Here is a 23,295-nt window from a genome sequence, read left to right on the forward strand (position 1 = left end):
TTATTATTTTTGATAGTTGACTTCAAAATTTAGCGTCAATGCATCGCCAGTTTTCATAGCCCCAAACATAAATGAGGGGGGCTCTACATTATAATCAGTCATATTGAGCTGGTAAGACCCTTTAGAGGTAACAGAGCCGTCAGCATTGATAATGCAATGCACTTGCATTATTATCTCTTTCGTCACTCCTGCTATGGTCAGATTCCCTTTAGAGTGAATTAGTTTCCCTCCCACTTCAGGAGTTACAGTAGCAGAAGTTAACTCGTATCGTAAGTCTTTAAACTCATCTGACTTTAGAGCTTCGTAGGCATTGTCATCAAGTGCACTGTTGTCGCTTTTTAAATCTTTAACATTCAAGGAAAACCAAAGCGATTTTATACCAATAAGGTCATTGCTTTGTGCCGGATTAACTTCAAATTTAGCTTCTCCTTTTGTGGATTTGGCATCCATTTCCCAATCGTGAAAAGTAGAAGTTCCCAATAATTTTACAGTACTATTTGTTGTATTGTCGATGCTATATAGTGATTGAGCGGTTGTGCTAATTGTAAACATGACACTGATTAGGAGCACAGTCAATCGGTTCAATAGTTTTTTCATTTATTAATTTTTTTAGTGAGTTATAATGTGATCAATGCATTTTCTATCCTGACAATGGAAAATGCATTGAGATAAAACAGAACTATTGAAGTAGGTCTTTTTTCTCCAAGTATTCTTCTTTATTGATTTCACCCGAAGCAAAACGTTTTTTTACTACATCCAGTGGAGTTTCTTTCTTCGAACGTTGTCCGGGAATATTATACGGCAGTGCAAAAATCCAAAAAAGCAATACGATCCAAACGAACCACCAGACCAAGTGCATTCCCCAATAATGATAATTTTCATACATCTCCATGATTACTTATTATTAAGTGACTATTTCCTTTAAAAGGTTCTTTTCAAAGTTCTTTTTAAAAGCTAATGAAAGTGTTATAGATTTAGGTATATATCTTACACATTTCCCACATTAAAGTACTGTCTTTAGTTATTCTGGATCAAAAGAGGTTCTACTAGAACAGTTACTTCCATAGTTATTTTTGATTTTACAGAATGGGTAATCAAACAGGCATCTTCCGCTTTTTTCAGAATGCGAGTTGCTTTGTCTTTGTATTTCTCATTGTGGATGACAACTGTCGGTTTTAGCAGAATTTCGCTAATCATTAATGCACCGTCGACGTTCTCTAGCTTTCCTTTTGCTGTGCAACTAAAACTTGCAAACTCCAATGTAGAATTCTCAGCAATTGCCAGAAAAGTAGTCATCAAGCAACCACTAATCGCCGCTACAAATAAATGCTCTGGCGACCAAATCCCTTTGATTCCTTTAGCAAATTCTGGAGGAGTAGCCACTTCAATACATACGCCATTGTTCTTATTCAATTCCGGTGAACACATCATGCCTTTACGCGTGTTTTCCCAATTGATATCTACGTTATAGTAGTGTGGTTCCATTGTTTTTTTATTAAGTTGATTTATAAAATTGAAGCTTGTTGTTTAATTGAGTCACTTCTTCTTGAAGAATTTCTATGGTTTGAAGTAGGTGACTGATGGTTTCTATTCCCGCCAAATTGATGTCCAATGAATGGTAAAAATGAATGTACTTTTCAAGCAGCACAAGTTGTTGATTGTCGACGTAGATTGTCTCCCTAATAGTGACCACTTCTATTAATCCCTTTTCTTTCAGGGAGGCAATAAAATCAGCGTCAATGTTATAGTGGACACATATTTGGTTCAATTCAATTAGATTCTTTCGTTGCATAGTCACTTTTTAGTTTTGCGCTAACTCAGTAAATAATTCCCTTTGTCGTTCTGTTAAATTTGTAGGCATTTTGATGGTGTAGGTCACGTATAAATCACCAAAGACATCATTCTTTTTATACACTGGAAATCCTTTTCCTTTCAGTTTCACTTTCTCTCCGTTTTGGGTTTCTGGCTTCACCTTGAGTTTAACTTTCCCATCTAAGGTATTTATGATCATTTCTCCGCCAAGAATAGCCGTATATAGATCCAATTCTTTCGTGAGGTACAAATCATTTTCTAGGCGCTTGAAGTCTGGATGAGTAGCTATTGAAAAAGCAATGTACAAGTCCCCATTAGGTCCTCCGTTTACTCCCGGACCACCATGATTTTTAATTTTGATGGTTTGTCCATTTTCAATACCTGCAGGTACCGTTATTCTTATGTTTTTACCGTTGACAGTAATCGTTTGTTGATGCGTCTTTTATGCATCGAGAAGGGACAATTGCAAGTTGGCCTGAAAATCTTCTCCTCTGAATTTTACACTTCGCCCTCCCGATGGATTTCCACCAAACATTGATTCGAAGAAGTCTGAATAATCGCCTCCACTTTGATGGGCACTAGACGTTCTCTGGCTTGACGTGTTTTGTTTCTTTGCTTTTTCAAACTCATCGGCGTGAGCCCAATCCTTTCCATACTGGTCGTATTTTTTACGATTTTCTGTATCACTTAGTACACTGTTGGCTTCATTGATGCGCTGAAAATTTAAGTTTGCAGCCGCATTGTTTGGATTTAAGTCAGGATGATATTTTCGAGCCAATTTTCGATAAGCCTTCTTGATATCCTCCTGACTCGCATTTTTATCAATCTCCAGAATTTTATAGTAGTCAATGAAATCCATAAGGTATTTTAAACAACGTTTTTAAAGCGATATTTTCGGATAATTCTGTACTCCTTAATTCGTCAATATAATCTTCAATGCCTTTTCTTTAGAGGCATTTCCAAATACTTCATACGCTTTGATGACTTCATCCAATTTAAATCGGTGTGTGATTAATTCTTCTGGTTTGATTTTTCCAGACTCCACAGTTTTTAGCAACATTGCTGTGGTGTTCGTATTCACCAATCCCATTGTAATGGTGATATTTTGAATCCACAGATCTTGAATTTGCAAATCCACAGCATGACCGTGTACCCCAATATTTGCTAAATGACCACCTGGCCGAACTATTCGTTGACAAATATCAAATGTCGCAGGAGCTCCAACTGCTTCTATGGCTACATCCACCCCATCTTTTGTGGCATTCAATATTTTCTTAACTGCATCTTCTTCACCCGAATTAATCGTGTGCGTTGCACCTAATTTTTTGGCCAATTTTAATCGATTTTCATCTAAATCAATCATGTAAATTTTGGCTGGAGAATAAAATTGAGCGGTCAATAATGCAGACATCCCAATTGGACCTGCACCAACGATGGCGATGGTATCTCCTGGTTTAACCCTTCCGCTAATTACCCCAATTTCATGGCCAGTAGGAAGAATATCACTCAACATCACTAATGCCTCTTCATCAACCCCTTTTGGAACCGCATATAAACTATTGTTCGCATGAGGAATTCTCACATATTCTGCTTGTGTGCCATTGATCAAGTTTCCAAGAATCCAACCACCATCTTCACAATGTCCATACATTTGTTTTTTACAATACTCGCATGAGCCATCAGATGTAATACAAGATATAATCACTTGGTCGCCTTTCTTAAAATTAGTCACCGATGATCCGACTTCTTCAATTACACCAATCCCTTCATGACCTAAAGTAGTGCCTGGTTTTACAGAAGGCGTTTTACCATGCAAAATCCCTAAATCAGTTCCGCAAATGGTGGTCTTTACTATTTTTACGATTGCGTCTGTTGGCTTTTCTATTTTAGGCATCGGAACTTCTTTCCACTCAATTTTACCTGGGCCATTATAAACCAAGCCTTTCATGGTGGTAAGTACTCCATTTGAGGAGCCAATTGATGAGTTCGTTTTGGTCGAATCTACTGTAGTTGACATTTTACTTTATGATTAAATGAAACTGAATATTAATTCCGTAAAGATGGGTCTGTTAATTTTTAGAATTATTATACAATTAATTGTTATCCTTACACATATCACACATTTATCGCTCAAATTAGAATAAAAAAGCACCTCTATTGCATTGAAATGAATCAATGAATTAGAAGTGCTTCAATAATCAGTATAATTTTAAATATAGCTATAGTACGTATCCTACAGTAAACTGTAGCCATTGATTTTTGTAGCGTGGTGTTGAGGATGATCCGTCTCCATTGTTGGTTTGAAAATCCCATCCGGCTCTACCTGATAGCACGATGTGTTTTAACATAATGTCTACACCTGTCACAAAACCCAACGTATTCTTTCTCAGATTTTCATTATTAAATTCCTTTTCTTGCTCGGTGTTGTTGGCTCCAAAAGTGTAACTGTCTTTTTGGTTGAATAAATACGAAAACTGAGGACCTGCAACAATAGTTATAAACTCGCTAGGTTTGAATTGAAGTTGCAAAGGAATATCTAAATGGGTTGTTGTTCTTGAAGAAGAATAAGAAGTTCCCAATAGGGTTCCTTTTCCTTCATATCCTTTTTGAGAAATTAAAACTTCAGGTTGAATTCCTAAGTATTTTCCAATGGGGATGCTGATGAAAGCTCCACCTGCAAACCCTACTCTCGGATCTGCTTTGAAGTCCTGTCCTTCTTCGTCCCAAACGTTTGAATAGTTGATTCCAGCTTTGAAGCCGATGGTCAAATCTTCTCTCAAATCATTGTAATCTTTTTGCGCCATCAAAGGGTTTGCAAAGAATAGGAGCGTTAAACTCGAAGCAATTAGAATGCATTTCATTTCTTTCAAATTAGTGGTGCAAATGATTTTCTGCAACAGGTCAAAGTTTAGCTCTTTGCTCGTAAATTGAGTTATACAATAAATGAAAAGAGTTATATAATTCACAGCTTTAATTAGCTCAATAAGACACAGGTTAACTCGATGAAATTTCCTATTTTGTGAAACCTTTAATCTAAAATGGAACTCTTTTGGCAGAACACAATGAAATCGGGGAACGCGGAGAACAAATTGCTCAACAATTAATGGCCGATAAAGGATATTCCATTGAAGCGATTAATTGGACGTTCCAAAAAGCAGAGCTGGACATTGTTTGCAAAACCAAAACCCAAATCATTTTTGTAGAAGTGAAGACACGAACATCCCGGTATTTTGAGAATCCAAAAGATGCGGTGACTAAAAAGAAACAGAAGAACATTATTAGAGCAGCACACGCATACATTGAGCAAGCGAATTGCGATTTGGAGGCGCGGTTTGATATAGTTAGTGTATTGTTAGAAGGGAAGAAAACAGAAGTTGAACATATTGAAGATGCGTTTTATCCGTTGTTGTGATGGATATAAAAGTGAGAAAGAGATTCAAATTTTAACAGAAAAAATCCCCTATAAAAAATACAACTGAATCAAAAAGCCAACTAAAAAGCCGGTGTAAATTTCTACTGGTCGATGTGCCTTTAGTTGTAACCTAGCCATCGCAACAAACCCACTAATCAGAACAAATACCGAGATTGTTGAAATTAATTCGACTTGAGTTTTTAACGAAAGAACTAGTATCATCCCGATTAATCCACCCAATCCTATCATGTGAGCGCTAATTTTAAATTGAATGAATGAAGTTAAAAACAAGATAAAAATAGAAATGGCTGCCCCCAATGTAAAGTGCAGAATGACGGATGAAATATTCAATTTTACAAACAGCCAAACAGATGTAAGGTACATTACTGTAGTGAAGAAATAGGGCCACCTTCTTTCTTTACACGTTTCCATTTCTAGGCTATTGATGGTGCCTCTTCTTTTAAGTAATAAGCTGAATATTAAAGGAAAAATAAAAGTGTTTAGAAATAGAAATCCGATAACAATGGCCTTTAAAAGAAACGGATATCGATAGTTGAAAAATGTGGGACTACTGAAAATGACCCCCATACCCAACACGGGCATAAATAGCGGATGAAATAATTTTGATAGAAAATTAGCGAGTCCAGTAGACATCAATTAGAGTTCTTTTCTTAGTCTAGCAACTGGAATGCCTAATTGTTCGCGATACTTGGCAACAGTTCTTCTAGCTATGTTGTATCCTTTGTCTCTTAATAGTTGTGATAATTTTTCGTCAGTAATTGGTTTTTTCTTACTTTCTGCTTCGACAAAGTCTTGCAATATTTTCTTTACTTCTCTCGTGCTTACTTCTTCTCCGCTGTCTGTTGATAGTGATTCTGAGAAGAACGATTTCAATAAAAACGTACCGTATGGAGTATTCACATATTTACTGTTCACGACTCTTGATACTGTTGAAATATCTAAATGAACAATGTCAGCAATGTCCTTCAAAATCATTGGACGAAGATTGGTTTCATCTCCATCTAAAAAGTAGGCTTTTTGGTAAGCTGCTATCGCTTCCATAGTGTTGATCAATGTTCCTTGACGCTGTTTTATCGCATCAATAAACCATTTGGCACTGTCTAACTTTTGCTTCACAAACATCAATGCTTCCTTCTGTGATTTATCCGTTTTTTTGGATTCAGAATAGGTTTGCATCATGTTTTTGTATTCACGGCTCACCTTTAATTCTGGGGCATTTCTTCCGTTAAGCGAAATTTCAATGTTACCATCTTTAATGGTCATGTTAAAATCAGGAACAACTACTTGCACGCTTTTGGCAGATTCGTTCATAGAGTTGCCCGGCTTGGGGTTTAATCGTAAAATTTCGTCGATGGCTGATTTTAAATCTTCATCCGAAATTTCTACGTTTTTCTTGATTTTCTCGTAATGCTTTTTGGTAAATTCATCAAAGTACTCCTCTAAAATATGAGTCGCAAATACGATGGAAAGCTTGTTTCTATCCTTTCGATGTATTTGAATCAACAAACATTCTTGTAGATCACGAGCGCCAACCCCAGCTGGGTCCATTTGCTGAATAATGCGGAGAACCTTCATCAGCTCATCTTCTGTAGTCATGATGTTTTGAGTGAAAGCTAAATCATCTTCAATCGCTGATAACTCTCTTCTCAAATAGCCGGAATCGTCAAGGCTGCCAATTAAGTGCTGTCCGATTTGGAATTCTGCTTCGTTCAAATTTTGCAACGACAATTGATTTTCCAACCGTTCGTGAAAGGTTTTTCCTCCACTCAATGGAATTTGTCGGTCCTCATCATCTTTACTGTGGTTGGAGATATTGTATTTATAATCTGGCGTGCCATCGTCGTCCATATAGTCCGAGAAATCAAAATCTTCCTGTGCCTCAGTAGCATCTTCTCTCTCCTCGTAATCCTCCTCTTTTTCTTCGAATTCTTCGTCGTTATCCTTCCCTTCATCCAGTGCAGGATTAATCTCTAGCTCTTCTTTAATTCTTTGCTCCAAAGAAACAGTAGGCAATTGAAGTAACTTCATCAGCTGAATTTGCTGAGGAGAAAGCTTCTGAAGCATATTTTGTTGTAACGACTGCTTTAACATAATTCAAAGATTGAGTAGGTGGAATTAAATGTAACTATTTTTTTAAATCAATGTGATTTATAAAACAGTTTTTAGGTTTTATAAATCTTACAGAAGTATATGCCGATGGTTAAAATAAATAGTTGAATAAGACTTTAGTCTAAATTGGACTATATTATTTTTCCTTTCGGTATTAAAATTCTGCACTCTTAGGTGTTCTCGGAAATGGAATCACATCACGAATATTGCCCATTCCAGTTACAAACTGAACCAATCGTTCGAAACCTAATCCAAATCCACTGTGTGGTGCGGTACCGAATTTACGCAACTCTAAATACCACCACAATTCATCTTTTTCAATGTGCATCTCTTCCATACGTTTTAACAATAAATCCAATCGTTCTTCACGCTGAGATCCTCCTACCATTTCTCCAATCCCCGGGAATAGGATATCCATTGCTCGTACAGTTTTTCCATCCTCGTTTTGACGCATGTAAAACGCCTTGATTTCTTTAGGATAGTCTGTTAAAACCACAGGCTTTTTGAAGTGCTTTTCGACCAAGTATCTTTCGTGCTCCGATTGTAAATCAGTTCCGAACCCTTCAATCGGGTATTGAAATTTTTTCTTTTTGTTGGGGTTTGAGTTACGCAGTATTTCAATCGCTTCGGTATAAGTCAATCGCTCAAAATCATTTTCAACCACAAACTTTAATTTTTCAATCAAGTCCATAGGTTGGCGTTCGTCTGCTTTTTTATTTTTCTCTTCTTCTATTATTCGATTTTCAAGGTACACTAAATCATCGTGACAATTTTCTAAGGTGTAGGCAATCAAATATTTCATAAAATCTTCCGCCAAGTCAATGTTGTCTTCCAATTCATTGAATGCCACTTCAGGTTCAATCATCCAGAATTCAGCTAAGTGCCTCGTGGTGTTTGAATTTTCCGCTCTAAAAGTTGGCCCAAAAGTGTATACTTTTCCTAAAGCCATTGCAGCAGCTTCCGCTTCCAACTGACCTGAAACGGTTAGGTTAGTCAGTTTGCCGAAAAAGTCTTTTTTGTAATCGATTTCACCTTCCTCTGTTAATGGTGGGTTCTTTTTATCTAATGTAGAAACATTGAATGTCTCACCAGCACCTTCTGCATCCGAACCAGTAATAATAGGAGTGTGGATGTTGTAAAATCCACGGCTATTAAAGAAGTTATGTACTGCAAAAATTAAGGTATGTCTAATTCTACTTACTGCACTAAATGTACTTGTACGGAATCTTAGGTGTGCATTTTCTCTCAAAAATTCTAATGAGTGCTTCTTTGGTTGCAATGGATATTCATTGGCATCGGCTTCTCCTAATACTTCAACAGAGGTTGCTTCAATTTCGTATTTCTGTCCGCTACCTTGAGATTCTACTAGTTTTCCAATGACTTTAATGCATGAGCCTGTTGTAACTTTTTCAACTGTCGCTTCACCCATTTTCTCTAAGTCTACAACAATTTGAAGGTTATGTTGAGTGGAGCCATCATTGATTGCAATAAATGCTACATTTTTACTTCCGCGTTTAGTTCTTACCCATGCACTAATGTTTACTTCGATGTCTTTCTCTGTGCTGTTTAATAATGCATTTACTGTTTGACGTCCCATTCAATTATCTGATTAAAAATTATTGATTTTCAAATTGCTTCAATTCTTACGAATAGAACCGCAAAGGAACGGTTTTTTGATGAAATTTTGAATTCAATTTCATGCGATTGTAAGTTTTACAAATGCTTAAAAAATGTGAAATTATTTTAAATGTTGAGACATTGGAAACATTTTTCACAAAAAACGTTTCCAATGTATTTTTTGTTTCTTACGTTTGCAGCGTGAAAAATTCAACTACTGATAATAAATTATTCGATTCAATTCGCGACTTGTTCGTAAAGTATGGCATTAAGAGCCTTACAATGGATGACATTGCTCGCCAGTTGGGAATTTCAAAAAAGACACTTTACATCTCTTTTGCGAATAAGAGGGATTTGGTAAAGAAAGTTATGGAATACCAAATCAGCACTGTGCAGTGTGAAGTGGAGAATGAATGCATCGAAGGGGAGAATGCGATAGATGAATTAATGGGGATTGGCCGAAAAGTGAACGAAGGACTTTCAGATGCACATCCATCCATCATGTTTGACATCCAAAAATATTATCCTCAAGCTTGGCGGATATTAATGAATCATAAAGAAGAGTTTGTGTTCAATAAAATGTTGACCAACTTAAAAAGAGGGATGAGTGAAGGATTGTATAGAGACAATTTGAATCCTGAAGTTTTAACCAAGGCTTTTTTGGTAATGACTGAAGCAATGATGTCTAATCAATTGGCAATCCCGGGAAAATTCAATTTTCAAGAGCTTCACTTGGAGTTGATGCGCTATCATATTCGAGGAATAGCAAATGGAAAAGGAAGAGAGTACTTAAAGCAAAAATTTAAAGAGGACAATTAACATATAGAACCATGAAGAAGCTGAATAAGCTCATTACTTTGTCTCTGTTTTCTTTCTTGTTTGCAACAGCAAATGCGCAAGAAAGCACACAGACATACAAATTTACGCTCAAGCAGGCGCAAGACTACGCAGTCTTAAACAGCTACCAAACACTTTCTGCCATATTGGATGTAGAGAAAGCAGAAAAGAAAGTTTGGGAAACCACAGCAATAGGGTTGCCACAAATTTCTGGAACAGCAGGTTATAATTATAACATTAAACTTCCAGTACAATTGGTTCCAGCAGAAGCTTTTGGTGGACCTCCCGGTACTTTTCAAGAATTGACATTTGGAACCAAGCAGAGCATGAATGCTGCTGTTAATGTAAACCAGTTGCTTTTTGATGGAAGTTACATTGTCGGTTTGCAAGCTGCTAAGGTGTACAAAGAAATTTCGGTAAACGATAAAGCTAAGTCAGAGATAGAAATCAAAGACCAAGTGACACAAGCTTACGGAGGAGTTTTAGTAGCTGAGCGAAACAAAACAATCTTGGAAGAAAACCTAGCCAATATTGATAAAATCGTTTCAGATAATAAGGCGCTTTATGAGAATGGTTTTGTTGCGGAACAAGATTATGACCAATTGCAGTTGTTACGTGCCCAAACTAAAAGTGCTTTTGATAATGCCAATCGCCAAGTTCAAATATCAAAAAACTTGTTGAAGTTTTCTATGGGTATTGAAATCGCAAATACCATCGAATTGACAGAGCCATTGGATCAAATCGTAAATTCAGTGGATGCTGAAGGATTAGCTTCTTCTGATTTTAATATAGAGTCACACATCGACTACAGAATAATCGAAAATCAAGAACGTGCTTCTTTGTTATTGGTGAAGCAAGAAAAGTCGACTTTTTTACCGAGACTTTCCGCCAACTATAGTTTTCAAGAAAATTCATACAGCGACGACTTTAATTTCTTTTCTGATGCACCTTGGTTTAATTCACAATATGTAGGTGTTAGTTTATCCGTACCAATTTTTAGCAGCGGAATGCGATTGTCCAAAGTAAAACAAGCTCAATTAGATTTTGAGAAGGTAGTGATTGCAAAAAAGCAAGTGTCTGAAAATTTGAAGATGGGTTTAATGACTAGTCGTTCGGATTATACATTTGCTTTGGATCAATACAATTCTCAAAAAGAGAACATGGAGCTGGCCAATCGAATTTTTACAAAAGAACAGATCAAATATCAAGAAGGAATTTCATCTAGTTTGGAATTAACTCAAGCAAACAATCAATTGTTGTCTACTCAAGGCGACTACCTCAATTCAATTTTACAACTCATATCAGCAAAATCTAAATTAGATAAGGCGTTAAATAACTATTAAAAATGAAGACAAAACAATTAATCGGTGCATTCATAATAAGTGCAACTTTAGCGTCATGCGGCGGAGCTCAGCAAGGAAAATCTGTTGATGAGATTATAGAGAACAATGATTTAGCAGAATTGAAGGAGAAACAAAACGAATTGGTTACTCAAGAGCACGAATTAGCAGACCAAATAGAGAAATTAGGAACTGCTATAGCCTTACTTGATAGCAATAAAGTAAGGCCTTTAGTTTCAGTTTATACTCTAACACCTGAAGAGTTTAAGCATTATGTTGAAGTTCAAGGAAACATTGATACCAAACAAAATGTGGTTCTATATCCTGAATATGCAGGAGTTCTAACTAAAATTTTAGTTAAAGAAGGACAGCAAGTAAGCAGTGGTCAGTTATTGGCGACTATCGAAGATGGTGGATTAGCTCAACAAGTGAATCAAATGGAAATTCAATCGGAGTTATCTCGAACTACTTTTGAACGTCAGAAGCGTTTATGGGATCAGAAAATTGGATCTGAAATGCAGTTTCTTCAAGCAAAGGCAAATTATGAAGCGCAACAGAAATCAGTTGCTCAATTAAAATCACAATTGGCTAAAACTCAAATAAAGGCTCCTTTTTCAGGAATAGTGGATGAGATTATGATTGAAGAAGGAAACGTTGTTGGACCTGGCCAAATGGGTGTAATGAGAGTAATTAATATGAGTCAGATGTACGTAGAGTCTGATGTCCCAGAAACATATATTTCAGCGATTGCAAAAGGCAGATCTGTGAAAGTAGAAATTCCGGTTTTAAATCAAACAATTGACGGCATCATTAGCCAAGCGAGTAATTACATAAAACCAGACAATAGATCTTTTAGAGTAGAAGCAGTGCTTCAAAATAAAGAGGGAATGATAAAGCCAAACATGACTGCTCGTTTGAAAATTAACGATTATACTGTTGAAAATGCACTATTGATTCCTCAGAGTATTATATCTGAAGATTCTGAAGGTAAGCAATATGTGTATAAAGTGAATTCAAAAAATACAGAACCTTTTGTAGAGCGTGTTTTTATCAAAACAGGAAAGAAAGGTGGAGACTTTATTGAAGTTTTGGAAGGTTTATCACCAAATGATCAAGTGATAAAAGAAGGTGCTAGAACGGTAAAAGACAAACAAGCAATAGAAATCATCAAACAATAGAAGATGTCAGAAGAAACAAAAAACAACGATTTGCCGGAAAATATCCAACCTTCTGAAGTAAACACAGAAGAAAAAGAGTTTGGATTGTCTTCTTGGGCAATAGATAACCCGACGGTTATTTATGTGATGATTGCCATTTTCTTATTCCTAGGGCTTTCGTCTTATTTTGGATTACCAAGGGAGAGTTTTCCTGAAATTAAGGAGACTAAAATATACATTAGCGCACCTTATCCAGGTAATACAGCCGAAGATATTGAGCGACTGCTGGTTGATGCTTTAGAGGATGAATTAGATGATGTAAGTAACGTCGTAGAGATTTTATCAACTTCACAAGAAGATTATGGAATTATTACTGTAGAATTCGATGAAGATATTTCTGTAGAAGATGCCAAGGTCAAGGTAAAAGATAAAGTAGATGCAGCTAAGGCGAGCGAGGACTGGCCGACTTTTAACGGAGCTAAGGTAGAGCCAAATGTATTTGATTTGAACCTTTCTGAAGAGGTGCCTATTGTAAATTATAATATAACAGGAAATTACCCTATCCAGAAATTAAAGGAATACGCAGAGTACTTAGAAGATGCAATTGAAAAGATTCCTGAAATTAAGCAGGTAGATATACGTGGTGCTCAAGAAAAAGAAGTTGAAGTGGCTGTGGATGTCTATAAGATGATGGCAGCAAAAGTGAGCTTTCAGGACATTCAGAATGCAATTAGTAACGGAAACGTAACGATGTCTGCGGGAAACTTGATTAATAGCGGACAGCGCAGAACCATTCGTATTTTAGGAGAAATTGACCAACCTACTGATTTGGAAAACTTTGTTGTAAAGTCTGAAAAAGGGAACTCGATTTATTTAAAGGACATTGCAACCGTTAAGTTTCAAGCAGAAGAGAGAACTACTTTTGCCCGTGAATGGGGAGATCAAGTAGTTATGCTTGATGTAAAGAAGAGAGCTGGTAAAAATATGATTTCTGCTATTGAGCAAGCCGATAAAATTATTCAAGAAGCACGAGAAAGTTACATTCCTTCAGATGTAAAAATTACTTCTGCCAACGATGAGTCGGCAAAGACAATCAACCAAGTAAACGATTTAGTAAACAACATCATTTTCGGAATTATCTTGGTGATTTTGGTATTGATGTTCTTTCTAGGATTCAGAAATGCACTTTTCGTAGGATTCGCAATTCCGATGTCAATGTTCATGTCCTTTATGGTGATTGAATTATTGGGTTACACCATGAACACAATGGTACTTTTTGCTTTGGTAATGGGCTTAGGAATGTTGGTGGATAACGGAATTGTGGTTGTTGAAAATGTTTATCGCTTGATGAGTGAAGGCATGAGCAGGTACGAGGCTTCTAAGAAAGGGATCGGTGAAATTGCTGTTCCTATTATTATCTCAACAGCAACGACTGTAGCAGCCTTTGTTCCTCTTGGATTTTGGCCTGGAGTAATGGGAGAGTTTATGGTCTACTTCCCGATTACACTTTCCATTGTGTTAGGATCTTCTTTGTTTGTTGCGATTTTCATCAACTCCATGTTGGTTTCTAAATTCATGGAAGTGGACGAAAAAGTTTTGCCATTCAAAAAGTTGATTCGAAATGTAATCATCTTAGTTGCGCTTGGAATTTTCATGATGATTGTGGGTGGACAAGTTAGGGGATTAGGAACGTTAATGATCTTTACGGCAATCATGCTTCTTTTGTATCGTTATGTATTCAAAAACTGGGCAGATAACTTTCAGCGCAAGACATTAGTAAAATTTGAAAATTGGTATGAGAACACCTTAATATTTGCACTTCGAAAAAGAAACGCTTACTACTTCTTTTTTGGAACTATTATATTGCTGTTTGTATCATTGTTTTTATTCGGTGGATCAGTTGGTTCAGGTAGAACTAAGATTGAGTTTTTCCCCGATAACAAGCCGAACCAAATTATAGTTTACATTGAGTATCCTCAAGGAACCGACATTGACAAAACCAATGAGATTACTAAAAGTATTGAGAAGCAGGTGTATGCTGTTTTGAAAGATGAACAATATATTGATGATGGTTACAACTTCATGACTGAGTCGGTTATTTCTCAAGTAGGCGAGGGTGCGGGTAATCCACAAACAGATGGTGGTTCTGCAGCAGAGATGCCTCATCGAGGTAAAATTACAGCCTCAATGAGAGAATATAAATACAGAAGAGGAGAAGACAGTGAAACTCTACGTTTAAAAGTGCAAGATGCCTTGAGAGGAGTATATCCTGGCGTTTCAATTTCTGTTGAGAAAGATGCTGCAGGTCCTCCTGTGGGTTATCCAATTAATATTGAAGTGAGCGGGAAGGACTATACCGAATTAATTGATGTTGCTGAAAAAATAAGAAATTTCATCAATTCCCAAAATGTTGGTGGAATCGAAGAATTAAAAATTGATGTAAATAAAAGTAAACCTGCAATTCAGGTAGAAGTAGATCGACAAAAAGCCGGTGAATTGGGTGTTAGTGCAAGTCAAGTTGGCAATCAATTAAGAAGTTCTATTTTCGGAATAAAGGCAGGAGTATATAAGGAAGATGGAGATGATTACGATATTTATGTTCGATTCAATGAAGACTTGAAAAATAATCCAAGTGCATTATTTAATCAGAATATTATCTTTAGAGATCAAGCATCAGGTAAAATCAAGGAAATTCCTGTCAGCACTGTAGCTTCTCAGAAAAACACTTCTGGATTTAGTGCAATAAAGCACATAGATTTACAACGAATTGTTACGGTTTATTCAGGAGTATTACCCGGAGCAAATGCAGATCAGATTGTAAAAGTATTAAAGCAAGAGATGCTTGATTTCGAAACTCCAGAAGGCGTATCGTTTAGCTTTACTGGAGAAATTGAAGAACAAGGTAAGCAGATGGCCTTTTTACTTGGAGCACTTGCAACTGGTTTAGGTTTGATTATGCTATTGTTGGTTTTCCAATTTAGTTCCATCTCTAAACCTTCCATTATTATGATGGCGATTTTCTTAAGTTTTATCGGAGTATTCTTAGGGTTGGTTATTACAGGATGGAACTTCGTAATTATGATGACGATGGTTGGGATTATTTCTCTCGCAGGAATCGTGGTAAACAATGGAGTGGTTCTACTGGATTATACCGATATTTTGATCGAGCGCAAGAAGAAGAAAAATGGCTTAGGCAAGGGTGATTTATTGTCAAAAGAAGAAATAATGGAAGCCATTGTGGTTGGTGGTAAAGCTAGATTACGTCCAGTTATTTTGACTGCCATTACTACCGTATTGGGATTAATTCCCTTAGCAATTGGGTTGAATATTGATTTCTTCTCTTTGTTTACAGAGTTCGATCCTCAGATTTACATGGGTGGAGATAATGTTATTTTCTGGGGTCCTTTAGCATGGACGGTAATTTTTGGATTAACGTTTGCAACATTCTTAACACTTATTGTGGTGCCAGTTATGAACTACTTAGTGTATCGATTGAAGATAAGACTTGCTAAATAGCAATAGTATTAAGGATTTTTAAGAAATACGGATATAACATTCCAAAAACTGAGGCGTTATTATAGCGGTTATATAGAGGTTTAGGTTTGGTTGAATGGGGATAGTAACAGCGGTTATTGTCCCCATTCTTTTTGCAAAACTTTCTGGCTTATGTTGGTGATTTGATGGTTGTAGTAAATGTAATTGTCAAATCCACATAAAGTAAGGCGTACTGCATTGAATGAAATAGCGCTATAAGGCCTTTAAAAACAAATATTTCATACATTTGTTTCATTAAAAATTTCTCTTCTCAACACGAATAATATGAGTGAATTTAAAGCAGGCGAATTACTAGATCAAATAAAGGTACCCGCTGATTTAAGGAAGTTTAAAGAAGAAGATCTGCTTCAAATTTCTAAAGAATTACGTCAATATATTGTTGACATTGTCTCTGTAAAGGGAGGGCATTTTGGTGCTAGTTTAGGGGTCGTGGAGATGACTGTGGCTTTGCATTATGTATTCAATACACCATATGACCAATTGGTTTGGGATGTAGGTCACCAAGCTTATGGGCACAAATTATTAACCGGAAGAAGGGAAGAATTTCACACCAATAGACTCTATAAAGGATTAAGTGGTTTTCCAAAACGCTCAGAAAGTGAGTACGATACCTTTGGAGTAGGTCACTCATCTACTTCAATTTCTGCGGCTTTAGGTATGGCAGTTGCTTCCAGATTAAAAGGTCAAAACGATCGGCAGCACATTGCTGTGATTGGTGATGGTGCCATGACAGCTGGTTTAGCATTTGAAGGGTTGAACCACGGTGGAGTAGAAGACTCTAATTTATTGGTGGTTTTGAATGACAATTGCATGTCAATCGATCCAAATGTAGGCGCGTTGAAAGAATATTTAACTGACATTTCAACGTCTCATACCTACAATAAAGTAAAGGATGAGGTTTGGACATTGCTCGGAAAAGTGAGTAAGTTCGGACCTAATGCACAGGCTATAGTTCAGAAAATAGAGAATGGATTGAAAGGTGCTTTGTTGAAGCAAAGCAATTATTTTGAGTCCTTAAATTTTAGATATTTTGGACCAATCGATGGGCACGATGTGAATCATATGACTAAGGTTTTACAGGATTTGAAAGATATTCCTGGACCAAAAATTTTACATTGCCTGACTAAGAAAGGAAAAGGATACCAGCCGGCAGAGGATGGAAGTCCTACTAAATGGCATGCTCCAGGTTTATTCAATAAAGATACTGGTGAGATTATCAAGGTAACACCAAAGAGTCCGCAGCCACCGAAATACCAAGATGTTTTTGGGCATACTATCGTAGAATTGGCGGAGAAAAATGAGAAAATAGTGGGAGTTACTCCAGCTATGCCATCAGGGAGTTCATTGAACATTATGATGGAAGCCATTCCAGATCGGGCATTTGATGTTGGTATTGCTGAGCAGCATGCGGTTACTTTTTCAGCTGGACTTGCAACGCAAGGAATGATTCCATTTTGCAACATATATTCCTCATTTATGCAGCGTGCTTATGACCAAGTGGTGCACGATGTTGCTTTGCAAAATTTACACGTCGTATTTTGTTTAGATCGTGCAGGTTTTGCAGGAGCAGACGGCCCAACGCATCACGGAGCTTATGATATTTCTTACATGCGATCTATACCCAATATGATTGTCGCTTCTCCGATGAACGAAGAAGAGTTACGTGACATGATGTACACCGCTCAAGAAAAAAATCATGGACCTTTTACGATTCGGTACCCAAGAGGAAATGGGGTGATGCCCAATTGGAAAACACCTCTAAAATCAATGAAAATTGGTCAAGGGAAGCGAATTAAAAATGGAGAGGATGTGGCCATTTTATCTTTTGGACACATCGGAAACTATGCCATTGAAGCTTGTGAACGTTTAGAAGAAAACAACATTCACGCAGCACATTACGATTTGCGATTTGCAAAGCCATTGGATGAGATGTTGTTGCATGAAGTATTCGGGAAATTTGATAAAGTGATCACCATTGAAGATGGTTGTGTGATGGGTGGAATAGGAAGTGCAATATTAGAATTTGCTGCTGACCATCAATACAAAAACACGACTGTTGTAAGATTGGGTATTCCTGATGCATTTATAGAGCATGGTACACAGATGGAATTGCACAAAGAATGTGGTTTTGATCCTGAAAGTATCGCACAAATGGCTGCTAAATTGGTGGGAATAAAATTGAGTAAGCAGGCTGTATGAGAACTACTAAAGCATAAAAAAAGGCCCTTGAATTTAAATTCAAGGGCCTTTTTTGTAATTTTTATTTTTGATTTAGTCTTCTAAAGTCGACTTGTCTTTTAGTACAAATGTTTCCATAAACTTAGTGGTGCATTCACCTGCTAAGAAAGTAGGATCATCCATCAATTGTAAATGAAATGGGATAGTCGTTTTAATTCCTTCTATCACATATTCGCCCAACGCTCTTCTCATTTTCTTAATGGCTTCTTCACGGGTTTGCGCCACTGTGATCAACTTAGAAATCATAGAATCGTAGTTTGGAGGAATCACATATCCAGCATAAGAATGAGTGTCTACACGCACGCCATGTCCACCTGGAGAGTGATAAGTTGTAATTGCTCCAGGACTAGGTCTAAAACCATTGTATGGATCTTCTGCATTAATTCTACACTGTATTGCATGCATCTGAGGCTCGTAATTTCTACCTGAAATTTTGATTCCCGCAGCAATTTTAATTTGTTCTTTGATCAAGTCAAAGTTAATGACCTCTTCAGTAATGGTGTGCTCTACTTGGATACGAGTATTCATTTCCATGAAGTAGAAATTTCGGTGCTTGTCAACTAAAAATTCTACTGTACCCACGCCTTCGTAGTTTGCAGCAGCAGCAGCTTTTATGGCAGCTTCTCCCATAGCAGCGCGCAACTCTTTCGTCATAAAAGGCGATGGAGTTTCTTCCACTAATTTTTGATGTCTTCTCTGAATAGAACAGTCTCTTTCAGACATGTGGCAATAGTTACCGAATTGGTCACCTGCAATTTGAATCTCAATGTGGCGAGGCTCTTCAATGAATTTCTCCATGTACATGCCGTCGTTACTAAAAGCAGCTTTTGCTTCTTTTCGCGCAGAATCCCAAGCGTCAGGCAATTCCTTCTCGCTTTTGATCATTCGCATTCCCTTTCCACCGCCACCGGCAGTCGCTTTAATCATTACAGGGTATTTGATTCTTTTAGCTTCTTTCTTAGCTTCTTCCAATGAGTCTAAAATTCCTTCAGAACCAGGAATACAAGGTACACCTGCAGCTAACATTGTTGCTTTAGCCGAGGCTTTATCACCCATTGAATCAATCATCTCTGGAGATGCACCAATGAATTTTATACCATTCTCATCACAGATTTTTGAGAACTTTGCATTCTCAGACAAAAATCCGTATCCTGGATGGATGGCATCAGAATTGGTGATTTCTGCTGCAGCAATAATGTGTGTCATTTTTAAATAGGACTCCGAGCTTGGCGCAGGACCAATACAAACAGCTTCGTCGGCAAAACGCACATGCAAACTATCTGCATCCGCTGTTGAATAAACCGCCACTGTTTTAATGCCCATTTCCTTACAGGTTCTAATTACACGCAATGCAATCTCACCTCTATTGGCAATTAATATCTTTTTAAACATAGATGTTGTTTTATTCGATATTCTACTTATAAATTAAAGCAGAACATTTTTATCAATACTGAGTTAGATTAGCTAGGGTCAATCAACAACAATGGTTGATCGTATTCTACTGGAGTCATATCGTCTACCAGTACTTTCACCACTTTACCAGAAACTTCAGCTTCTATTTCATTAAATAATTTCATTGCTTCAATGATACAAACTACATCGCCTGCTTTGATCGTATCACCTACTTTCACAAACTGTGGCTTGTCTGGTGATGGGCTTCTATAAAATGTACCAATCATTGGTGATTTTATCTCAATATAATTCGCCGCTGCTTTGTCTTCTGCAGTTTGAGCTGGAGCAGCTGGTGCTGGTGCAGGTGCAGGAGCTGGCGCAGGTGCTGCTTGTTGCATTTGCTGTTGCATCGGTTGTGCATATTGAGGTTGCATCATTTGCATCCCTTGTGGCATCATTTGTTGTGTCACTTCAGATCCTTTACCCCTTTTACTAGCTGGTGTTTTTATGTTGATTTTAAAGTCTTTATCCTCTATTTCAACTTCACTTACTCCTGATTTAGCAACAAACTTGATTAGCTCTTGAATTTCTGTGATTTTCATATTGGTTTCTTTTTGTTGTAAGATTAAAGATATAAATAAATCTGTATAATTTAATTTTCTGTGTTGTAAGCCCATTTAATATAAATGGAGCCCCATGTAAAGCCACCACCAAAGGCAGATAGTATTAGGTTATCGCCTTTTTTAAGTTGATTTTCCCATTCCCACAAACACAATGGAATAGTACCATTGGTCGTATTTCCATATTTCTGAATGTTCAACATAACTTTTTTATCACTCACACCCATTCTTCTAGCAGTAGCATCAATGATTCTTTTATTGGCCTGATGCGGAACTAACCAAGAAATGTCATCTGCAACAAGGTTGTTTTTTTTCATTATTTCTGCCGAAACATCAGCCATATTGGTCACTGCAAATTTAAATACTGCCTGACCTTCTTGATAGATATAATGCTCTTTTTGATCGATTGTTTCATGTGTTGATGGTTTAACAGAACCGCCTGCCTTCTGATGCAAGTGAATCCTACCTGACCCATCACTTTTTAAAATAGAATCTTGAATTCCATTTCCATCTGTATCTGGCTCCAAAAGCACCGCGCCTGCTCCATCTCCAAAGATGATGCAAGTTGTTCTATCTTCATAGTCTACGATTGATGACATTTTATCTGCGCCTACAATAACTACTTTCTTGTACTGTCCTGATTCAATAAATTTTGAACCGGTCACTAATCCATAAAGAAAGCCAGAGCAAGCTGCATTTAAATCGTATCCAAAGGCATTTTTTGCACCAATTTTATCACTGATGATATTAGCAGTAGCAGGGAATGTCATATCTGGAGTAACTGTACAGCAGATAATCAAGTCAATTTCTTCTGCGCCAATGCCTCTTTTTTTCAACAGTTCTTGAACTGCAGGAATAGCCATGTCAGAAGTTCCTAGGCCTTCCCCTTTTAGAATTCTTCGCTCTTCTATTCCTGTTCTGCTCAATATCCATTCATTGTTGGTATCTACCATCGTTTCTAACACCTCATTGGTCAAACGGTACTCAGGCACATACCCTCCAATTGCTGTAATTGCTGCTTTTGTTTTGGTCATTCTAAATTTCTTTAGTGAAAAGTGTAAAATTGCGAAATAATCGCACAATTTAGATGATTAAATGCATAAAACGAAAGGAATATTCAAAAAACTCCTTAAAATGATGCAAATCATCTATTTTTATTTAACAACAAAAGGCCAATTAACGTGAACGTTATTGGCCTTTTAAATCTATAGTTCTGTTTAATTATAAATCAAACCGTCGAATTTTATTGCTTGTTTTCTAACTTTATACAAAGTCAGGAAATTAAATAGCAACTTCTTTTTCTAATACTACTTTACCCTTGTAATACAATTTACCTTCATGCCAGTGAGCTCTGTGGTATAAATGTGGCATTCCAGTAGTGCTACATGTTGCTACCGTTGGCTTTACAGCTTTATGGTGGGTTCTCCTTTTATCTCTTCTTGTTTTGGATATCTTTCGTTTAGGATGTGCCATTTTTCTATTTAATTTACTTTTTTAATACTACTTTTTTCTACTTTATCTTCTTGAGCGCATCCCATCGTGGGTCTTGCTCGTCTTCGTCTTCATCATCTTCCTCTGGATCGTTTACCAGATTCAGTTGTTTGATTATCTCCGGATTGCAATCTTTAACATCCTCATGAGCAATTTTTATGGGCATCAACAAGTGAATATTTTCATAAATCACATGCGTTAAATCCAACTCTTGCTCATTTGCTGATATTGCAATAATGTGGTCTTCATCATCCAATGATTTTTCAGTGATCTTAACCACAAATTGCTGTTCACCATCAATTTCTAATTGCAAATCATCCAAACATCTATCGCATTCTGTGTTGACCATTCCATTAATACTAAGGTGTAATAGAAATAAACTTGACTTTTTTTCAAAAGTCACAAATACGTCAACCTCAGCATCGACAATGATTGAATGTTCAAAACCACTAAAGAACTCTCGGTCTACATGGAAATCAAATTCATGTATTCCTTCTTTTAAACCCTCAAAAGGGATAATCAATTTATCTTTCTTCTTCACGTTTCCTTCTCACTTTTTAAAGGGCGTCAAAGTTATTAAATAATTTTTGAAATATATCAATTGTTTTCAGGTATTAATTTCTTGCTCGACTTACTTGAAGTGGATTGGCTGTCATTTCTTTATATCGAACTCTATTTTTATGAATATCAATTGCTTTGTAAATCGCATTTCTAAATGAAGATTCATTCGCCATGTCTTTTCCTGCGATGTCATATCCTGTACCGTGATCTGGTGAGGTGCGGATAACTTTTAATCCTGCAGTAAAATTGATTCCATCGCCAAAGGAAAGCGTTTTAGCGGGAATTAACCCTTGGTCGTGATACATGGCTAAAATACCATCGAAATTTTTAAAATTTCCTGAACCAAAGAAACCATCAGCTGCGAAAGGTCCAACGGCCAATACTCCTCTATTTTTTGCTTGTGTAATAGCAGGAATAATAATTTTTTCTTCCTCATCGCCCAATAACCCATTGTCTCCCGCATGAGGATTCAAACCAAAAACGGCAATTTTTGGTTTAATGATGCCGAAATCCTCTATTAAGGATTTTTGCATCAGCAAAAGTTTCTTTAAAATTCCCTCAGTAGTAACTTTAGCCGCGACTTCTTTTAAAGGCATGTGTCCAGTTACAACGCCTATTCTTGCCACATCGCTTACCATAAACATCAGCACCTCTTCTGATCCATCTTTCTCCATTAAGTATTCTGTGTGACCCGGAAAAGTGAAATTGTCTGATTGAATATTGTCTTTATTGATGGGTGCAGTAATCAACACATCAATTTTCTTGTCCATTAAATCTTGAGTGGCTGCTTCCAATGAAAGTAACGCATACTTTCCGCCATCTTCATTCACTGTCCCTAATTCTACATTTACCTCTTCCGTCCAACAACTGATTAAGTTGGCCATTTTAGGATTGGCTTCTTCTGGACTTTTTATTTTGTGTAGACTTAAGTTGGCAATATTTAGTGCCTTCCGGTGAAAACTGATTGTTTTATAAGAACCATATATAATTATGGTGCAAAGCTCAAAAATTCGATTGTCTAGTATTGATTTTAAAATTACTTCTATGCCAATTCCGTTGATGTCTCCAACAGAAATCCCCACTTTAGTCAACTGATTGTTTTCTACTTGCATTTAATCTTAATTAATTGTAAA

The 23,295-nt window shown here is 36.9% G+C and carries 21 protein-coding genes and 1 pseudogene; 6 read left to right on the plus strand and 16 right to left on the minus strand.

Features of this window, described 5'->3' with window-relative positions; genetic code table 11:
* Positions 1–3: 3 nt before the first annotated feature.
* From ACTB0X_RS04555 to ACTB0X_RS04585, 7 genes and pseudogenes are all read right to left on the minus strand, one after another.
* Complete coding sequence (locus ACTB0X_RS04555) at positions 4–597, minus strand: YceI family protein (RefSeq protein WP_463023810.1); 594 nt, start codon at positions 595–597, stop codon at positions 4–6.
* Positions 598–679: 82 nt separating this feature from the next.
* Complete coding sequence (locus ACTB0X_RS04560) at positions 680–892, minus strand: SHOCT domain-containing protein (protein ID WP_463023811.1); 213 nt, start codon at positions 890–892, stop codon at positions 680–682.
* Positions 893–1,017: 125 nt separating this feature from the next.
* A complete protein-coding gene (locus ACTB0X_RS04565; RefSeq protein WP_463023812.1) occupies positions 1,018–1,485 on the minus strand; it encodes an OsmC family protein in 468 nt (155 codons plus the stop codon).
* A gap of 10 nt (positions 1,486–1,495) precedes the next feature.
* Positions 1,496–1,792, minus strand: a complete 297-nt coding sequence (locus ACTB0X_RS04570; protein ID WP_463023813.1) for a chaperone modulator CbpM — start codon at positions 1,790–1,792, stop codon at positions 1,496–1,498.
* Positions 1,793–1,801: 9 nt separating this feature from the next.
* Positions 1,802–2,671 (minus strand): annotated as a pseudogene (locus ACTB0X_RS04575) (DnaJ C-terminal domain-containing protein).
* A gap of 54 nt (positions 2,672–2,725) precedes the next feature.
* Positions 2,726–3,829 carry a zinc-dependent alcohol dehydrogenase family protein gene (locus ACTB0X_RS04580; protein ID WP_463023814.1) on the minus strand — a complete coding sequence of 368 codons (1,104 nt, stop codon included), beginning with the start codon at positions 3,827–3,829 and terminating at the stop codon, positions 2,726–2,728.
* 202 nt (positions 3,830–4,031) lie between these two features.
* Positions 4,032–4,709 (minus strand): porin family protein, encoded by a 678-nt coding sequence (locus ACTB0X_RS04585; protein ID WP_463023815.1) that lies wholly within the window; start codon positions 4,707–4,709, stop codon positions 4,032–4,034.
* Between the two features lie 152 nt (positions 4,710–4,861).
* Here ACTB0X_RS04585 and ACTB0X_RS04590 point away from each other — a divergent pair, with 152 nt between their 5' ends.
* A complete protein-coding gene (locus ACTB0X_RS04590) occupies positions 4,862–5,224 on the plus strand; it encodes a YraN family protein (RefSeq protein WP_463023816.1) in 363 nt (120 codons plus the stop codon).
* Positions 5,225–5,272: 48 nt separating this feature from the next.
* Here the strand turns inward: ACTB0X_RS04590 and ACTB0X_RS04595 are convergent, their stop codons facing one another.
* The 3 genes from ACTB0X_RS04595 to asnS all read right to left on the minus strand — a co-directional run bounded on the left by ACTB0X_RS04595 (position 5,273) and on the right by asnS (position 8,951).
* Positions 5,273–5,878 carry a hypothetical protein gene (locus tag ACTB0X_RS04595; RefSeq protein ID WP_463023817.1) on the minus strand — a complete coding sequence of 202 codons (606 nt, stop codon included), beginning with the start codon at positions 5,876–5,878 and terminating at the stop codon, positions 5,273–5,275.
* Positions 5,879–5,881: 3 nt separating this feature from the next.
* Positions 5,882–7,336: an RNA polymerase factor sigma-54 gene (rpoN, locus tag ACTB0X_RS04600; RefSeq protein ID WP_463023818.1), complete on the minus strand. Its 1,455-nt coding sequence runs from the start codon at positions 7,334–7,336 to the stop codon at positions 5,882–5,884.
* A 172-nt stretch (positions 7,337–7,508) separates the two neighbouring features.
* Positions 7,509–8,951: an asparagine--tRNA ligase gene (asnS, locus tag ACTB0X_RS04605; protein ID WP_463023819.1), complete on the minus strand. Its 1,443-nt coding sequence runs from the start codon at positions 8,949–8,951 to the stop codon at positions 7,509–7,511.
* 161 nt (positions 8,952–9,112) lie between these two features.
* Here asnS and ACTB0X_RS04610 point away from each other — a divergent pair, with 161 nt between their 5' ends.
* From ACTB0X_RS04610 to dxs, 5 genes are all read left to right on the plus strand, one after another.
* The gene (locus ACTB0X_RS04610; RefSeq protein ID WP_463023820.1) at positions 9,113–9,790 is read left to right on the plus strand and encodes a TetR/AcrR family transcriptional regulator; all 678 of its coding nucleotides are present in this window, start codon (positions 9,113–9,115) and stop codon (positions 9,788–9,790) included.
* An 11-nt stretch (positions 9,791–9,801) separates the two neighbouring features.
* On the plus strand, positions 9,802–11,151 hold the full coding sequence (locus ACTB0X_RS04615) for a TolC family protein (RefSeq protein ID WP_463023821.1): 1,350 nt from the start codon (positions 9,802–9,804) through the stop codon (positions 11,149–11,151).
* A 2-nt stretch (positions 11,152–11,153) separates the two neighbouring features.
* Positions 11,154–12,326, plus strand: a complete 1,173-nt coding sequence (locus tag ACTB0X_RS04620) for an efflux RND transporter periplasmic adaptor subunit (protein WP_463023822.1) — start codon at positions 11,154–11,156, stop codon at positions 12,324–12,326.
* 3 nt (positions 12,327–12,329) lie between these two features.
* Positions 12,330–15,821, plus strand: coding sequence for an efflux RND transporter permease subunit (locus ACTB0X_RS04625; protein WP_463023823.1), 3,492 nt, complete (start codon positions 12,330–12,332; stop codon positions 15,819–15,821).
* Positions 15,822–16,124: 303 nt separating this feature from the next.
* A complete protein-coding gene (gene dxs / locus ACTB0X_RS04630; protein WP_463023824.1) occupies positions 16,125–18,059 on the plus strand; it encodes a 1-deoxy-D-xylulose-5-phosphate synthase in 1,935 nt (644 codons plus the stop codon).
* Between the two features lie 72 nt (positions 18,060–18,131).
* Here the strand turns inward: dxs and accC are convergent, their stop codons facing one another.
* The 6 genes from accC to pdxA all read right to left on the minus strand — a co-directional run bounded on the left by accC (position 18,132) and on the right by pdxA (position 23,274).
* On the minus strand, positions 18,132–19,490 hold the full coding sequence (gene accC / locus ACTB0X_RS04635) for an acetyl-CoA carboxylase biotin carboxylase subunit (RefSeq protein ID WP_463023825.1): 1,359 nt from the start codon (positions 19,488–19,490) through the stop codon (positions 18,132–18,134).
* Between the two features lie 68 nt (positions 19,491–19,558).
* Entirely contained in the window at positions 19,559–20,092 is a 534-nt protein-coding gene (accB, locus tag ACTB0X_RS04640) for an acetyl-CoA carboxylase biotin carboxyl carrier protein (RefSeq protein ID WP_463023826.1), read from the minus strand.
* A gap of 50 nt (positions 20,093–20,142) precedes the next feature.
* On the minus strand, positions 20,143–21,144 hold the full coding sequence (locus ACTB0X_RS04645; RefSeq protein WP_463023827.1) for a beta-ketoacyl-ACP synthase III: 1,002 nt from the start codon (positions 21,142–21,144) through the stop codon (positions 20,143–20,145).
* A 247-nt stretch (positions 21,145–21,391) separates the two neighbouring features.
* Positions 21,392–21,583: a 50S ribosomal protein L32 gene (gene rpmF, locus ACTB0X_RS04650; protein WP_463023828.1), complete on the minus strand. Its 192-nt coding sequence runs from the start codon at positions 21,581–21,583 to the stop codon at positions 21,392–21,394.
* Positions 21,584–21,620: 37 nt separating this feature from the next.
* On the minus strand, positions 21,621–22,142 hold the full coding sequence (locus tag ACTB0X_RS04655) for a YceD family protein (protein ID WP_463023829.1): 522 nt from the start codon (positions 22,140–22,142) through the stop codon (positions 21,621–21,623).
* Positions 22,143–22,215: 73 nt separating this feature from the next.
* Positions 22,216–23,274, minus strand: coding sequence for a 4-hydroxythreonine-4-phosphate dehydrogenase PdxA (pdxA, locus tag ACTB0X_RS04660; RefSeq protein WP_463023830.1), 1,059 nt, complete (start codon positions 23,272–23,274; stop codon positions 22,216–22,218).
* Positions 23,275–23,295: the final 21 nt, after the last annotated feature.

The sequence above is a fragment of the Acidiluteibacter sp. genome (genome assembly GCF_055129545.1).